At 63.8% G+C, this 16,089-nt stretch carries 14 protein-coding genes and 1 pseudogene; 14 read left to right on the top strand and 1 reads right to left on the bottom strand.

The window, feature by feature from the left end; translation table 11 throughout:
- Nucleotides 1-25: 25 nt before the first annotated feature.
- The 5 genes from ABQJ48_RS20705 to ABQJ48_RS20685 all read left to right on the top strand — a co-directional run bounded on the left by ABQJ48_RS20705 (nucleotide 26) and on the right by ABQJ48_RS20685 (nucleotide 5,396).
- Nucleotides 26-814, top strand: a complete 789-nt coding sequence (locus ABQJ48_RS20705) for an outer membrane lipoprotein-sorting protein (protein ID WP_367839858.1) — start codon at nucleotides 26-28, stop codon at nucleotides 812-814.
- Nucleotides 815-831: 17 nt separating this feature from the next.
- A complete protein-coding gene (locus tag ABQJ48_RS20700) occupies nucleotides 832-2,193 on the top strand; it encodes a hypothetical protein (RefSeq protein WP_367839857.1) in 1,362 nt (453 codons plus the stop codon).
- Between the two features lie 355 nt (nucleotides 2,194-2,548).
- A complete protein-coding gene (locus tag ABQJ48_RS20695) occupies nucleotides 2,549-2,929 on the top strand; it encodes a hypothetical protein (protein ID WP_367839856.1) in 381 nt (126 codons plus the stop codon).
- An 11-nt stretch (nucleotides 2,930-2,940) separates the two neighbouring features.
- Entirely contained in the window at nucleotides 2,941-3,162 is a 222-nt protein-coding gene (locus tag ABQJ48_RS20690; RefSeq protein ID WP_367839855.1) for a hypothetical protein, read from the top strand.
- A gap of 668 nt (nucleotides 3,163-3,830) precedes the next feature.
- Nucleotides 3,831-5,396, top strand: coding sequence for an alpha/beta hydrolase (locus ABQJ48_RS20685; RefSeq protein WP_367839854.1), 1,566 nt, complete (start codon nucleotides 3,831-3,833; stop codon nucleotides 5,394-5,396).
- Nucleotides 5,397-5,580: 184 nt separating this feature from the next.
- On the opposite strand, the gene ABQJ48_RS20680 is transcribed toward ABQJ48_RS20685, so the two are convergent.
- The gene (locus ABQJ48_RS20680) at nucleotides 5,581-5,658 is read right to left on the bottom strand and encodes a hypothetical protein (protein WP_367839930.1); all 78 of its coding nucleotides are present in this window, start codon (nucleotides 5,656-5,658) and stop codon (nucleotides 5,581-5,583) included.
- Nucleotides 5,659-5,705: 47 nt separating this feature from the next.
- On the opposite strand from ABQJ48_RS20680, the gene ABQJ48_RS20675 reads away from it, so the two are divergent.
- The 9 genes and pseudogenes from ABQJ48_RS20675 to ABQJ48_RS20635 form a co-directional block, all read left to right on the top strand.
- A complete protein-coding gene (locus ABQJ48_RS20675) occupies nucleotides 5,706-6,344 on the top strand; it encodes a fibronectin type III-like domain-contianing protein (protein WP_367839853.1) in 639 nt (212 codons plus the stop codon).
- 91 nt (nucleotides 6,345-6,435) lie between these two features.
- The gene (gene xylB, locus ABQJ48_RS20670; protein ID WP_367839852.1) at nucleotides 6,436-7,203 is read left to right on the top strand and encodes a D-xylose 1-dehydrogenase; all 768 of its coding nucleotides are present in this window, start codon (nucleotides 6,436-6,438) and stop codon (nucleotides 7,201-7,203) included.
- The gene (locus ABQJ48_RS20665; protein ID WP_367839851.1) at nucleotides 7,200-8,084 is read left to right on the top strand and encodes an SMP-30/gluconolactonase/LRE family protein; all 885 of its coding nucleotides are present in this window, start codon (nucleotides 7,200-7,202) and stop codon (nucleotides 8,082-8,084) included. Before xylB ends, ABQJ48_RS20665 begins: the two co-directional genes overlap by 4 nt.
- 140 nt (nucleotides 8,085-8,224) lie before the next feature.
- Nucleotides 8,225-9,220, top strand: a complete 996-nt coding sequence (locus tag ABQJ48_RS20660; RefSeq protein ID WP_367839929.1) for a LacI family DNA-binding transcriptional regulator — start codon at nucleotides 8,225-8,227, stop codon at nucleotides 9,218-9,220.
- Between the two features lie 234 nt (nucleotides 9,221-9,454).
- Nucleotides 9,455-10,882: an MFS transporter gene (locus tag ABQJ48_RS20655; protein WP_367839850.1), complete on the top strand. Its 1,428-nt coding sequence runs from the start codon at nucleotides 9,455-9,457 to the stop codon at nucleotides 10,880-10,882.
- Between the two features lie 5 nt (nucleotides 10,883-10,887).
- Complete coding sequence (locus ABQJ48_RS20650; RefSeq protein ID WP_367839849.1) at nucleotides 10,888-12,672, top strand: IlvD/Edd family dehydratase; 1,785 nt, start codon at nucleotides 10,888-10,890, stop codon at nucleotides 12,670-12,672.
- Between the two features lie 83 nt (nucleotides 12,673-12,755).
- On the top strand, nucleotides 12,756-13,943 hold the full coding sequence (locus ABQJ48_RS20645; RefSeq protein ID WP_367839848.1) for a fumarylacetoacetate hydrolase family protein: 1,188 nt from the start codon (nucleotides 12,756-12,758) through the stop codon (nucleotides 13,941-13,943).
- A gap of 148 nt (nucleotides 13,944-14,091) precedes the next feature.
- Nucleotides 14,092-15,534, top strand: coding sequence for an aldehyde dehydrogenase family protein (locus ABQJ48_RS20640; protein WP_367839847.1), 1,443 nt, complete (start codon nucleotides 14,092-14,094; stop codon nucleotides 15,532-15,534).
- A gap of 62 nt (nucleotides 15,535-15,596) precedes the next feature.
- Nucleotides 15,597-15,798, top strand: a pseudogene (locus ABQJ48_RS20635) (transposase); the annotation flags it as partial.
- Nucleotides 15,799-16,089 lie beyond the last annotated feature (291 nt).

Genomic DNA, 16,089 nt, shown 5'->3' with positions numbered 1-16,089 from the left:
TGTCATGAATTCAGGTATCCAGATCATGCAGCGCTATAAAAAGACCGTCGTTCGGCTGGTGTCATTGCTTCTGGCAATCGCTGCCTCATGCGTCGTAACCCGCACGACCGCCACGGCAGCTCCAATCGAAGCGCCCGATGCCGCGCAGATCGTCGCAGCCAGTGACCGCGCGCGTGGCGGCGGTATGAACGGCGTGCAATGGACCATCGATATCACCGGCCACGATAGCGGCGGGCCGATTGACAGAAGAACGTATGTGGTGCGCGCGAGCGGCGAGGACAGTCTCGCGGAAGCGACTTTCCCGCCGCGTGAAGCAGGCAGCCGGCTGTTGCAGAACGGCCGCAGCATGTGGTTCGGCAAGGCGACATTGACCAAGCCCGTGTCTATTTCGACACGCCAGAAGATGGTCGGCCCTGCGTCGAACGGCGACATCGCGTCGACCAACTATGCGAAGGATTACGACGCAAGCTTGCTGCGCACCGAAGCGGTCAACGGTGAAACCGCTTACGTGCTCAACCTGCTCGCGAAAAACCGTTTCGTCACCTATGACCGGATCGTCTACTACGTTTCCGTATCGCGACTCGTGCCGTTGAAGGCAGAGTTTTATACCGTGTCGGGAAAGGTCTTCAAGACGGCCGTGTTCGAGATGAACAACCGGCTCAATATTGACGGCAAGGCGCAGACCTTCGTGAGCAAGATGAGCATCCAGGACGCGATCGACCAGTCGAACTACTCGCTGCTGCAATACACCGACGTGAAGACGAAGCAGTTCGCCGCCGATACCTTCAATCTGGATTCGTTGAATCGTCCCTGATCGCAGGCATCGACGTCATGCATGCTGAACGGGCCGGGAGGCGGCCGCACGCTGTGCCGTGCTGGACGGCCACCGTCGTGCTCGGTCTGATGCGGCTCTTTGCGCTGGTTTGCGCGGGCATGTCGGGGACCGCATCGGCGGCCGAAGGGCAGGACGATGGCGGGTCTGGCGGGATCGCTTTTCAGGAGCATACGCAGATCGTCGGCTTTGTGACGGGGACGGTGCTCAACCGGCGCTCAGAGGTCAATCCCGACAATCAGATAGCGAAGCTGCCGGGAACCCAGGCCGAAATCGATCCGCGGGTCGATCTAACGGTGAAGGCTGATCCGTGCTATCTGCAACTCAAGCCGCGCGCCTTCTTCGTGTGGCAAGGCAGTACGCCGGGGCAGGGCGCCCGCACCACGACCGACGCATACCTGAACGAAGGGCGCCTGTCGTGTCGGATGCCAGGCAATGTGACCATGGAGGTGGGCCGCGGTGTGCTGCTATGGGGCAGCGCGATACTGCTGTCGCCAAGCAATCCCTTTTTCGCGGAAACGGGCAAGACCGATCCCGTGCATGAGCAACTCGGCCGGGATATGGTCCGCGCGAGCGCTCAGATCACGCCGGAGTTCAGTGTCGAGGGCATCGGCAATTTCCACGTCGATACCCGCGATACGACGAAGGCCTACTTCTCTCCAGTGACGGCCCTCAAGGTCAACTGGACCGGCGACTCGGTGTCGGCCAGCGCGCTCGTGTCGCATCGGGACAATGGCGTGAACCGGCTCGGCGCATACGGCACGTGGACGGTGTCGGACGCGCTGCTGTTGTACGGCGATGCGTCGCTAGGCCAGGGGCGCGATGCGCTGTTCGCCGAGCAGAACGCGCTGGCGCCGGCTGGCTGGACACTCTCGCAAACTCAGACGCGCGACCCTTCCTGGCGCGCCAGTGCATTGCTCGGCGCGAGCTACACGCTGCTGTCCGGATGGACCCAGACACTGGAGCTGCTCTATAACGGCGACGGCTACACGAGCGATGAGAGGCGTGCGTATCAGAACGCGATCCGTTCCGGCAGTTCGGCGCTTGCCATGGGCAATCCTGCGGGGGCCGGGCTGTTGGGCCAGGCGTTGAATCCGCAGCAGAGCCTGCTGGGACAACGTTATGCATTGGTGCAGCTGGGCCGCACGGACCTGTTCAATAAACTCGATTTGACAATTCGCTACATTCAGGCGTTCGACGCGCCCTATGGAGGGAACCTCGCATTGTCGCTCACTTATAAGCTGAGTCCCGCAGCCGAGTTGTTTGTATTCGGACAATGGAATGTCGGCAACTCGCAATCGGAATTCTTACAGCTATATCGGCTTTCCGTGATCAGCGGTTTGCACTACTACTGGAACTGAATTGCATACGATAGTGGCACGTGATGATTCTCCTTCATTCCAGCAACGGATCGCTGCTGTTTGACTTTCAGGTTCGAACCGCTTGAGCTTGCGCCAGGACGCAAGCGCCCTGCTGCATGGATGGGGCGGAAACGACCTTGGAAATTGTAGAAAACGCCCTAGACTCTATATCGCGCCCCATCGCAGATGCCGGCGGCTAGTCCCGCAATGTCGGGGCGGCCGACTCACTGCGGCAGTTGAGACCGAAAAAAGGAGTCCCGATCACCTTCAAATCCATTGCCCTACATAAACGATCGACGCCACCGGATGCGGTGCGCGCACGCTGCTGGAGAACATAACTTCCATGGAGTACGTGATGGCAACCAAACCACAATGGCGAACGCTGTTATCTCTGACTTTCCTGACGTTCGCAACGATGAGCCATGTCGCCCGCGCGGACAGCATTCCAATTGTCACGGGCGAGCAATGGGTCCACTCGTCGGAAGAGGCCAAGAAGGCGTATCTCGTCGGCGTCGCCAATGCGCTCGAGATCGAGCGCGCGTACGACGCGGGCAATCAATCCGCCGGCCAGGAACTCGCGCCGCGCTTTGCCAAAGGTATGCAAGGTCAAACCCTCGATAGCGTGCGGCAGGGACTCGACAACTGGTACGCCGGGAATCCCACCCGGATGCAGCATCCGGTGATCGAGACATTGTGGTTCGAGATGGTTGTGCCGGGCCTGAAGAAAAACCCATAAAGGAGACGATCATGAAACGACTTGGATGGATCGTGGGCACGGGGGCGTTTGTGATCCTGGTCGGCTGCACGGACATGAGCGCGCAGCAGCAGGGCACGATGAGCGGCGCGGCGATCGGCGCGGCAGGCGGCGCAGGCATTGCGGCGATCTCGGGCGGCGACGCATGGACCGGCGCGCTCATCGGCGGGGCTGCCGGTGGCGTGGCGGGCAATATCAGGGGTGGCCGGCAGTAGTCATGCCGATGGGGCGCCGGGGCGATGCATCGCGCCCGGTGCGCCTGTCCATGCCGCGATTTTCTCGACAGTGCCTTGCGCCGAGCGCTACGACCAGGCGGCGGCCTACGTTGTCGCCAGACACGCAGTGCCGCAGGCAGCTGGTCGCGAGCATGCCCCGCTCGACACGTTCCTTTGCCGATTTGGCGCCGAAGCGCGCGTCAAACAGTGAGTCGCGGCGCTCCCAGCTTCGCTACTCCCCAGACGGTACATCCAGGCCGGCATCGTGCCGGGCCGACCGTGCATGCAATACGTTGAAAGCGTATCCACCTGGCTGCACAGCCCGGCAGTGTCCTGGCTCGGGCGCACCCAACGTGGCGCTTCATGAAATTGCAGCAGTGTTTGAACGGATCGATAAAAGACTTTAGGATATCCGGGCGCGATCTTCCAAACCACGCATGCCGTCATCACCGCCGAACGCCACAACGATGATCCCATGAGTCGATCGGGTCGGCCATCAGCATCTTGTATCGGTCCTGGTTACGCATGGCGGCCGGCGAGCGCGCCGATGCTTGCGTTCACATTGCAGACGCCGACGCGGCGCAGCGGCGTAGACTGAACCCGCTGTGTTCCGAGTGTGGCTGATCATCGCCTGGCAGGCCGTTGCACCCCTCACCGAGAGAGCACGAATGCTACGCACATCGCTGAAGGTAATAAAGATAAGTGCCTTGATTCTGTTCCTCCTGAGCGTAATCGCGCTGGGCTTGCGCGCGTGGTACGCGCAGCGTGCTCCTGAACTCGCGGTGTGGCACACCTATGTGCCGCGTGAAATGACTGTCAAGGAAATGGACGCCGGCGACTGGAACGCCTACCTCAAGGCGGAGTCGCGGATCTTCGACGACGTGCGCGCGAACGTCGTCGAAAAACTGACTCCTGCCGAACGTGTGCCGGCCAACCGCTACTACGAAGGCGCGCCGATCTATCCGGAGCACTTCGCGCAAAACCGGAATCGCTCGTACATACTCGAACCGTCCGGGGCGCCCGCGGGTGCGGTCGTGCTGCTGCATGGCCTGACGGATTCGCCGTTCAGCTTGCGGCACATCGCGCGCCGCTACCGGGACCGCGGCTTTGTCGCCATCGGCATCCGTCTGCCGGGACACGGCACCGTGCCGGCCGGGCTTACGCGGGTCGAGTGGCGTGAATGGGCGGCAGCAACGCGGCTCGCGGTGCGTGAGGCGCGCCGACGTATCGGTCCGGACAAACCGCTCGAACTGGTCGGTTTTTCGAACGGCGGCGCGCTCGCGCTGCAATATGCGCTCGATTCGATCGAGAACCCGGCGCTTTCGCGCCCGACCCGCGTCATCCTCGTCTCGCCGATGATCGGCGTGACCCGCTACGCCCGTTTTGCCGGTCTCGCCGGACTGCCGGCGGTGTTCCCGGCGTTCGCGCGCGCCGCGTGGCTCGGCATCGTGCCCGAGTTCAATCCGTTCAAATACAACTCGTTTCCGGTCAACGGCGCGCGCCAGTCGTACCTGCTCACGAGTACGATCCAGGAGCAGATCGCCAGACTGCATCGTGAGAACCGGCTGGTCGCATTGCCGCCCATTCTGACGTTCCAGTCCGTGACCGATTTCACCGTCAGCACGCCGGCGGTGATGTCCTCGCTATACGACCAGCTTCCCGAGAACGGCAGTGAAGTCGTGCTGTTCGACGTGAACCGCAGCGTGCGATTCAGGACGTTTCTGCGGGTGGCGTCATACACCGCACTGTCGCGATTGCTGCGGACAGGTCCGCAGGACTATCGCACCACCGTGATCGCGAACGCGGCGCCGGACTCGAGTCAGACAGTCGAGCGCAGTGTCGATGCGGGTCAGGTCGAAACGCGCGTCAAGCCTTTGAGCATCGAATATCCGCAGGATATCTTCTCGTTATCGCACGTGGCCATTCCGTTCCCGGTGACGGATGCGCTATACGGCATCGCGCCGGGCAACGAGGAGAACTTCAACGAAAACCTCGGCACGCTAGCGCCGCGTGGCGAGCGCGGCACGCTGATCCTGACGCTCGACTCGATGTTCCGGATCGCGTCCAACCCGTTTTTCCCCTATGTACTGCAACGCATCGACGAAGGCATTGGCAAGATGCCTCCCCCCGTCGTGCCAACCCCCGAGCGTTCTCACGCAACTGCCGCTGGACAACCGAACCAGGCGGAGGACGAGTTGCCGGAGGTCAACGAGGTGGGCTCGTATGAGCCATGAGAAGGCGGATCATCCGATGCGCGCAGTTGCGCGTGCAGACTTCGCGGCGGGACGAAGAGTCTGCTATGGGCCGGGCCTAGTCGAACGCCGCGGAGTGGGCACCCCGATGAAAGCTGCCCGAGGCAAAACGCAGATGCAGCGCGCGCACGGTCTCACTCACGTCCGCGCGCCCGTTCGCCCGCTGTCAGCGCCCACGAGAGAGCAGGTTGTTCAACGACGTGACGCCGCTCACCGCAGTGGCGCTTTGCTCGGCCAGCGCCACCTGCGTACGCTCAGGCACCCATCCGATTAGCGTGACCTGCCCTGGTCGTGCAAACACGAGCGTTCGCGCCCGGCGAACACGGCGGCGAGGCGCTCGCCGATCTGCTGACGGGCCGGGCGAATTTCAGCGCACGCCTGCCGTTGTCCGTGCCAAAGAGCGCGGGCGCCGTGCCCTACACTTACAACCATCGGCTCAAGAGCGCCGGTACGCCGGTCGCCTATCACTTCGGTTGTCGCTACCCGTTCGGTTTCGGTCTCAGCTATACGCAGTTCCGTTACAGCGGTCTCGCCGTGGCGCGATGGGAAGTGCCGATCGGCGATGGAACGGTCGAACTCAGCTTTATGCTGGAGAACGTGGGCGCGCGCGAAGGCACCGAGGTCGTGCAGATCTATGTGCGCGACCTGCTCGCATCGTCCGCGCGACCGGTGCGCGAGTTGAAGGGGTTCGCACGCGTGCCCCTCGCGGCACGCGAGTCGGCGCAGGTCCGTGTGCGCATTCCGGTCGACATGCTCAACTTCACCGACGGGCGCGAAGAGCGTATCGTCGAGCCTGGCGACTTCGAGTTGATGGTGGGAAGTTCCAGCCGCGACATTCATCTGAGCGACACGGTGAGCGTCACCGGTCAAGCGGTGCGAACGCTCGAACGCGACTGGCGCATGGTGAGCGAAGTCGAGGTCGTGTCGTAACAGGCAGGTCGGGGAGGTATCCAGCCGGGGTGGCTGAATACTTCGCATAGCCTCGCATAGAGAGTCATTTTCGGAACAAGCGGAATACCAGATGTCGTACGCAATCTATCCCAGCCTCTCGGGCAAAACGGTCGTCATCACAGGTGGCGGCAGCGGTATCGGCGCCGCGATGGTCGAAGCATTCGCACGACAAGGCTCGCGCGTTTTCTTCCTCGACGTGGCGGAGGCGGATTCGCTGGCGTTGCAGCAGTCGCTGAGCGACGCCCCGCATCCGCCGTTGTTCCGCCACTGCGATTTGCGCAACGTCGACGCGATTCAAAGCACGTTCGCGGAGATCGCCGCCATCGCGGGGCCGGTCGAGGTGCTGGTGAATAACGCCGGCAACGACGACCGGCACGAAATCGACGCGGTCACGTCGACCTATTGGGACGAGCGCATGGCCGTGAACCTGCGGCATCAGTTCTTCTGCGCGCAGGCAGCGGCGGCAGGCATGCGCAAGATCGGGCGCGGCGTGATCCTGAATCTCGGCTCGGTGTCGTGGCACCTCGCGTTGCCCAGGCTGGCGCTCTACATGAGCGCGAAGGCCGCGATCGAGGGGCTGACCCGAGGCCTCGCGCGCGATCTGGGCGACGCCGGCATCCGCGTGAACTGCATCATTCCGGGCGCGGTGCGAACGCCGCGGCAGATGGAGCTGTGGCAGTCGGCGGAGAGCGAAGCGAAGCTCGTTGCGAGCCAATGCTTGCGCTTGCGCATCGAGCCCGAGCACGTCGCCCGCATGGCGTTGTTCCTCGCGTCGGACGACGCATCGCGCTGCTCCGGCCGCGACTACTTCGTCGACGCCGGGTGGTACGGAGAATGAAGATCCGTCTGCCAGAGTGCGTATGGCCGGTGAATGCGGAACTCGGCGAAGGCCCGGTGTGGCATGCCGCGGAGAACGCGGTCTATTTCGTCGACATCAAAGGTCGCCATATCCATCGTTTGTCGGTCGCTACGGGGCTCACGCAAACGTGGAGCGCGCCGGATCAGCCGGGCTTCGTCGTGCCGCTTGCGCACGGCGGTTTCGTCTGCGGGATGCCGGGCGGGCTGTATCGCTTCGATGCTCACAGCGGACAGTTCAGCAAGCTCAGGGACGTGGAGACGCATCTGCCGGGCAACCGTCTGAACGACGGTTTCGTCGATCCGAGCGGGCACCTGTGGTTCGGCTCGATGGACGACGGCGAGGAGCAATCGACCGGCAGGCTGTATCGCGTGAACGACGCGGGCGACGTGGTGGTGCAGGACGACGACTATGTGATCACCAACGGCCCGGCGATGAGTCCGGATGCACGCACGCTCTATCATAACGACACGTTGCGGCGCGTCGTCTACGCATTCGACGTGAGCGATGACGGGACGTTGTCGCGCAAACGCATCTTTGCCGCTATTTCCGGCGACGGCTATCCGGACGGAATCGCGGTCGATGCCGAAGGCTGTGTGTGGGTTGCGTTGTTCGGCGGCTGGCGTATCGAACGATTCTCGCCGGACGGCAAGGTGGTCGAGCAGGTGCGGTTTCCGTGCGCGAACGTAACGAAGCTCGCGTTCGGCGCAGACGACCTTCGGACGGTTTATGCATCGACCGCGTGGAAGGGCTTGTCGCGGGTCGAGCGTCAGCAGCAGCCGCAGGCGGGCGGCCTGTTTTTGTTTCGCTCGCCCGTGCCGGGGCAGCCGCAGGCGCCGTGTCGATGGGGCGTCGCGCAATGAACGGGGCATGACGGGCAAGCACCGCGCGCGGGAAAGCCGATCCCGATGCCGGGTTTCGCCACGTATCATGTGCGTTCCGTAACTTCCGCGCGTTTGCAGTGATCAAGACCATGACGTCCCAACCGCCCGTTCCGCCCCGCATGGCCGACGTCGCCCAACGCGCCGGCGTGTCGAAGATGACTGTCTCGCGCGTGCTGGCTGGGCGCAGCGTTTCGCAGGCCACCCGCGAAAAAGTGCAGAAGGTCATCGACGAACTGGGGTACGTCGCCGATGCGGCAGCCGGTGCATTGTCATCGGGACGCTCGGAGTTCGTCGCGGTGCTGGTGCCGTCGCTCTCGAGCTCCAACTTCTCCGATACGGTGCGCGGGCTGAACGCGGCGTTCAGCCCGCATGGGCTGCAACTGCTGCTTGGCGACACCGACTATCGTCTCGAACAGGAAGAACTGCTGGTGCGCTCCATGCTGCGCCATCAGCCGCGCTGCGTCGCGCTCACGGGCAGCCGGCACACCGATGCGACCCGCACGCTGTTGCAGCGCGCCGGTATCCCGGTCGTCGAGATGTGGGACCTGCCTGCCGATCCGATCGACACCGCGGTGGGCTTTTCGAACGCAGCGGCCGCGCGCGCGATGGTTCGGCACCTGCATGCGAAGGGCTATCGGCGAATCGGCTTCATTGCCGGAGCGAGTGAGCGCGATCGTCGCGGTCTCGACCGCGCGCGCGGCTATATCGCGGAAATGAAAGCGCTCGGACTCGGCGAGCCGCGCGTGATTCGGCTCGGCGAATCGCCGATCACGATGAGCCATGGCGCGCCCGCGATCGGCGCGTTGCTCGACGCGTGGCCCGATACGCAGGCCGTGATGTGCGTGAGCGACATGTCGGCGTTCGGCGCGATCATGGAATGCCACCGGCGTGGACTGTCGGTGCCGGGCGACATCGCGATTGCCGGATTCGGCAACTTCGAGGTGTCGTGGTGCTGTCAGCCGACCATCACTACGGTGTCGGTGGACGCATATGGAATAGGGTTGCGCGCCGGTGAAAACCTGCTTGCCGCGCTCTCGGCGCCCGAACCGGGACAGCCGCAGCGCGCCAAAGCGGTCAAGATCGACTTCTCGGTGATTGCGCGCGAAAGCGCCTGAGCGCCTGAGCCACTGAGCGGGCGGCGCGCCGGTTCGGCACCACCTCAGCAGACCGTTTTCCACGGTCATTCCCATCTCAGGGATATCCCTTGGTTGTTCCGGTGGTTCGCCACGCGTAACATCCACACCGCGAAATGTTACCGGTAACTTTCCCGGCGGCGGTATATCGACTCGCATGCAGGCGAGCGGTGGCGCGGAGGCGTTTCCTTCAAAAATACGCTGATGGAGATTGGAATGACCACTGTGCCCTCCACCGTCGCCGCGCCTGCCGCGCAGACGAGCGAGTTCGACGAAAGGACCTATCGCAAGGTCGTGCGCCGCCTGTTGCCGGTGCTGTTGCTGTGCTATGTCGTGGCTTATCTGGATCGCGTCAACGTCGGCTTCGCGAAGCTGCAGATGCTCGACGACCTCGGCTTGTCCGACACCATGTACGCGATCGGCGCCAGCGTGTTCTTCTGGGGCTACTTCATCTTCGAAATTCCGAGCAATGTGTTTCTGCATCGCTTCGGCGCACGGTTCTGGATCGCGCGAATCATGTTCACGTGGGGTCTCGTGTCGATGGCGCTCGCCTTCGTCGAGCCGCTCGCGCACCTCGCGCATGTCGAGACGGCGACGATGTTCTATACCCTGCGCTTCCTGCTCGGGATCTGCGAGGCGGGCTTTTTCCCCGGCGTGATTCTTTACCTGAACTACTGGTTCCCCGCGCAGCGTCAGAGCCGCGTGATGTCGGGCTTTCTGATTGCGATGCCGGTCAGTCTCATGCTGGGCGGCGTGGTGTCGGGCTGGTTGATGGATCACACCGCGGGCCTGTTCGGCTACCAGGGCTGGCAGTGGATGCTGTTGATCGAAGGCGTGCCGTCGCTGTTGACCGCGTTCGTCGTGTACTTCTCGCTCGATGACTGCATCGAGCGCGCACGCTGGCTGACGGCGCAGGAGAAGAAGTTGCTCACGGCGAATCTGCAGCGCGAGGCCGCCCAGAAGACCGCGCGTTTCGGCTCGGCGGTGCGCGATCCGCGCGTATGGCTGCTGGTCGCGATCTTGCTGACGTTCAACACCGGCTTCTACGGACTGGCGTTCTGGCTGCCGTCGATCATCAAGGCGACCGGCGTGCACGACCCGTTGCATATTGGTTTGCTGACGGCGATCCCGTATGGGGTCGCGATCATCGCGACACTCGCCAATGCGGCGCATTCGAAGCAAACCGGCGAGCGGCGGCTGCATGCTGCAATCCCGGCGCTGATCGGCGGCGTCGGCCTGATCCTGAGCGCGGCGTTTGCGCATCAGATCGTACTGGCGATTACCTTTCTCACGATTGCCACCGCCGGCGTTCTCGCGCTGATGCCGATCTACTGGACGTTCCCCGGCCAGCTGCTGTCCGGCGCGGCCGCCGCGGCCGGGATTGCGATGATCAACGCGATCGGCAACCTGTCGGGCTTCACCGGTTCGATGATCACGGCCGTCGCCAGGAATCTGACCGGCGACCTGAACAACGGCACCTATGCGCTCGGCGCGTGTCTGCTGGTTAGTTGTATGCTGATCCTGCTCGTGCCGCGCAGCATGCTGACGCGGGCAGCGCCGGCCGATGGCGGTAAACCCAACCGCCAGACGGTGCGCGCGACGCAGCGCGCCAGTGATCCAGCTCTCCCCATGACAGAGAGGTAAGCACTATGCCAGCAATTACACCGCGCCGGCTGAGAAGCCAGGAATGGTTCGACGACCCTTCGCATGCGGATATGACGGCGCTTTACGTCGAGCGCTTCATGAATTACGGTCTGACGCGCGAAGAGCTTCAGTCGGGCCGGCCCATCATCGGCATTGCGCAAACGGGCAGCGACCTTGCGCCGTGCAACCGCCATCACATCGAACTCGCCGTGCGCACCAAGGCCGGCATTCGGGACGCGGGCGGCATTCCGATGGAATTTCCGGTGCACCCGCTCGCCGAACAGAGCCGCCGGCCCACCGCCGCGCTCGACCGCAATCTCGCGTATCTCGGGCTGGTGGAAATTCTGCACGGCTTTCCGCTCGACGGCGTCGTGCTCACCACCGGTTGCGACAAGACCACGCCTGCCTGTCTGATGGCGGCGGCGACCGTCGACATGCCCGCTATCGTGCTGTCGGGCGGTCCGATGCTCGACGGCTGGCACGAAGGCAAGCGCGTGGGTTCGGGCACCGTCATCTGGCATGCGCGCAGTCTGCTCGCCACCGGGGAGATCGACTACGAGGGCTTCATGCAGCTGACCACGGCCTCGTCGCCATCGATCGGACACTGCAATACGATGGGCACCGCGTTGTCGATGAACAGTCTCGCCGAGGCGCTCGGCATGTCCTTGCCTGGCTGCGCGAGCATTCCCGCCGCCTATCGCGAACGCGGCCAGATGGCCTACGTGACCGGCAAACGGATCGTCGATCTGGTGCGTGAGGACGTGCGCCCGTCGCACATTATGACGAAGGCCGCGTTCGAAAACGCGATCGTGGTGGCCTCGGCGCTGGGCGCGTCGAGCAACTGCCCGCCGCATCTGATCGCGATTGCCCGGCACATCGGTGTCGAACTGAGTCTGGACGACTGGCAGCGCGTGGGCGAGCAGGTGCCGCTGATCGTGAACTGCATGCCCGCGGGTGAATATCTCGGCGAGAGCTTTCACCGTGCGGGCGGCGTGCCGGCCGTGTTGCGCGAACTGGTCAATGCACGGCTCGTGCATGGCGAATGCCTGACGGTGTCCGGCCGCACGATTGGCGAGATCGCGGCGGATGCGCCTGTGGCAGATCGCGAAGTGATCAGGACAACTGAGGAGCCGCTCAAGCACGGCGCCGGGTTCATCGTGCTGTCCGGCAACTTCTTCGACAGCGCGATCATGAAGATGTCGGTGGTCGGCGACGCGTTCCGCCAGACCTATCTGAGCGAGCCCGGTGACGAGAATGCGTTCGAGGCACGCGCTATCGTATTCGACGGTCCCGAGGACTATCACGCGCGCATCAACGACCCGTCGCTCGAAATCGACCAGCATTGCATTCTGGTGATTCGCGGCGCGGGGACGGTGGGCTATCCGGGCAGCGCCGAGGTGGTGAACATGGCGCCGCCGGCCGCGCTGGTGCGCGAGGGCATCACGTCCTTGCCCACGCTCGGCGACGGCCGCCAAAGCGGCACCTCCGCGAGCCCGTCGATTCTGAACATGTCGCCCGAAGCGGCGGTGGGCGGCGGACTCTCGCTGTTGCGCACGAACGACCGCATTCGCGTGGACCTGAATTCGCGCAGTGTCAACGTGCTGCTCGACGAGAAGGAACTCGCGCGGCGCCGCGAAACGGCGAGCTTTGCGTATCCGCCAGCGCAGACGCCCTGGCAGGAGCTGTACCGCCAGACGGTGGGTCAACTGTCGACTGGCGGCTGTCTCGAGCCCGCGACGCTGTATCTGAAAGTGATTGCCGAGCGCGGCAATCCGAGGCATTCGCACTGACGCGCAGCTTGCAGCGCCGGGTTCCGGTTTGACGTCGGACCCCGGCCCTTGTGCTTTCCAACTTTCCTGAACAAACCACTCCCATGTCCGCAACTTTCCAATCCAGTTTCCTTCCGGACGACCTCGACCAGGCGCTGCTCGTGGGGCGCGTGTGGCGCAAGACCGATCAGCATGAAGGCCCGTGCGTGGTGGTCGTGCGTGGCGGCGAGGTGTTCGACATCACCGCCGCGGTGCCTACCACGGCTGACCTGTTCGAGCGCGAGGATGCCGCGCAGTTCGCGCGCACGGCGCCGGGCGTGCCGCTAGGCAGCGCCGGGCAACTGATGGCAGCCAACCTGCCCGGCGCCGGCGCGCCGGCCGTGCAGCTGCTCGCGCCGTGCGACGTCCAGGCCATCAAGGCGTGCGGCGTCACCTTTGCGGTGAGTCTGATCGAACGGGTGATCGAAGAGCAGGCGGGTGGCGATCCGGCGAAGGCGAGGGAGGTCCGCGAGACCATCGCTTCGACGATCGGCACCGACCTTTCGAAGATCAAGCCGGGCTCGGACGCCGCGATGAAGCTGAAGGCCGAGCTCGAACGGCGCGGCGCGTGGTCGCAATACATGGAAGTAGGCATCGGCCCGGACGCGGAAGTGTTTTCGAAGTCGCAGCCGATGTCGTCGGTGGGTTTCGGCGCCGACGTGGGGTTGCTCGCGGCGTCGACCTGGAACAATCCGGAGCCGGAGATCGTGCTGGCGGTGAATGGCCGCGGCCAGATCGTCGGCGCGACGCTGGGCAACGACGTCAACCTGCGCGACATAGAAGGCCGCTCGGCGCTGCTGCTCGGCAAGTGCAAGGACAACAACGGCTCCTGCGCGATCGGGCCATTCGTGCGCCTGTTCGACGAACGCTTTTCTCTCGACTCGGTGCGCTCGGCGAGCGTCGCGCTGCGGGTGGAAGGCGCCGACGACGACTTCGTGCTCGAAGGCGTGAGCCACATGAGCGAAATCAGCCGCGATCCGGCGGACCTCGTCGCGCAGACATGGGGACGGCATCACCAGTACCCGGACGGCTTCATGCTGTTCCTCGGCACGATGTTCTCGCCGATCAAGGACCGCGATGCCGCCGGGGGCGGATTCACGCATCACCTGGGCGACCTGGTGACGATTTCGACGCCGCAACTCGGCGCGCTGACTAACACGGTCCGGTTGAGCACCGAAATCGAGCCGTGGACGTTCGGCGTGCGCGCGCTTTATCGGAACCTTGCGGCGCGTGGGCTGCTCGGCACGGCCTGATCGGCACGCCCATTGAGCGTATCGTGAGCGTAGCGCGCGGCGATCTTGCCGCGCATCGCTTCAGGTATTTTCCGTGGCCTCCGTGCCGGGCTGACCATCGCGCGTCGCCGGCGAAGGCTTCAATCCCAATCGACCGGAGAAAGACAGCATGAGCCAATTTGCAAACTACATCGACGGACAGTGGGTAGAAGGCGCGAGCGTGTCGCGCAACGTCAATCCGTCCAACCTCGACGACCTGATCGGCGAGTTCGCGCAGGCCGACGCCGAGCAGACCCAACGCGCGATCAGCGCCGCGCGCAAAGCGTTCGTGCAGTGGTCGTTGTCCACACCCCAGCAGCGCTTCGACATCCTCGACCAGGCGGGCACCGCGATCCTCGCGCGCAAGGCCGAGCTTGGCCGGCTGCTCGCGCGTGAAGAAGGCAAGACGCTGCCCGAGGCGATCGGCGAAGTGGGCCGCGCCGGGCAGATCTTCAAGTTCTTCGCGGGCGAAGCGCTGCGTTTGAACGGCGAGACGCTGCCGTCCGTGCGCCCCGGCATGACCGTCGAAGTCACGCGCGAACCGCTCGGCGTGGTCGGCCTGATCACGCCGTGGAATTTCCCCATCGCAATCCCCGCATGGAAGATCGCGCCGGCGCTTGCGTATGGAAACACGGTCATCGTCAAGCCGGCCGATCTGGTGCCGGCCTGCACGTGGGAACTCGTCAAGATCATCGCCGAAGCGGGCGCGCCCGCGGGTGTGATCAACCTCGTGATGGGACGTGGCTCGGTGGTCGGCGAAGCGTTGGTTTTGTCGCCGGAAGTGGATGCCCTGAGCTTCACCGGTTCGGTCGCGACCGGGCGGGCCATCGGTGCGAAATGCTTCGAGTCGGGCAAGAAGTTCCAGCTGGAGATGGGCGGAAAGAATCCGATGGTGGTGCTCGACGACGCCGACCTCGCGGTCGCGATCGAAGCGTGCATCAACGGCGCGTTCTACTCGACGGGTCAACGTTGCACCGCGTCGAGCCGTCTGATCGTGACCGAAGGTATCTATGAGCGCTTCATCGACGGCATGAAAGCGCGCATGCGTGCGTTGCAGGTAGGCGATGCGCTGGCCGACGGCACGCACATCGGCCCGGTGGTGGACGACAAGCAGCTTCAGCAGGACGAACGCTATCTCGCGATCGCCACGGAAGAGGGCGGCACGGTATTCGGCGGCGAGCGGGTGGAGCGCGACACGCGCGGCCACTTCCTCGCGCCGGCACTGGTCACCGATACCACGCCGCAGATGCGCATCAACCGCGAAGAAGTGTTCGGCCCGGTGGCCTCGGTTATCAAGGTCAAGGACTACGACGAGGCGCTCGCGGTGGCCAACGACACGGAATTCGGTCTGTCCGCGGGCATCTGCACGACTTCCCTCAAGTACTCGACTCATTTTCGCCGTCATGCGCAGGCCGGCATGGTGATGGTCAACACCGCAACCGCCGGTGTGGACTATCACGTGCCGTTTGGCGGGCGCAAGGGTTCGAGCTACGGTCCGCGGGAGCAAGGCAGTTATGCGCGGGAGTTTTATACGACGGTCAAGACCGCGTACGTGAACCCGGGTGCCGTTTGAGAGTTGGGACGAGCGGGGGTTTGCCGGGAGCGGCGTGATGTGGAGAAAACGCGGCGGGCGCAACTTTGTTGTACGCGGTAGCGATCCGGCCTGACACCTCCGTGTGGGCGCAGGGTACGGGGCCACTTCCGCCCGGGCATTTGAGCGGAAGTGGCAAGCCGCCGACATTGTTGCGCCGTGCGCCCGGCCATGAAACGCTCCGATGAAGGAACTCGCCATGCAGTTACCGTGACCGCCTGGCAAAGCGTAACCTGGCGGGCAGGCAGCGAGTCAGGATGAAGCAGATCTGCGCGATAAAAAAGATTCCTCGAACGTGCGCTGCCTGCCCTTCCCCCGAATTACGTCCCACCGGGGCATCCAGCGCGCACAACGTCACTTTCCTGATTCCATCACCATCTTACGTATCCTGCCTGGACTGCGCTTCATGCAACGATGGCGTGTCTCGTGTAGCGATAGACTCGCGAGCCGTTTACATAGTATAACTAAGATATAGGCGAAGACTCCACAGATATCGAGCCAGTGGCTTAACGTATCTTGCAATGAAATTTCTTCCTG

Origin of the sequence: Paraburkholderia suaedae, assembly GCF_040812055.1 — a bacterium.
GTDB lineage: Bacteria > Pseudomonadota > Gammaproteobacteria > Burkholderiales > Burkholderiaceae > Paraburkholderia.
This window is presented reverse-complemented; position numbering and strand designations above follow the sequence as displayed.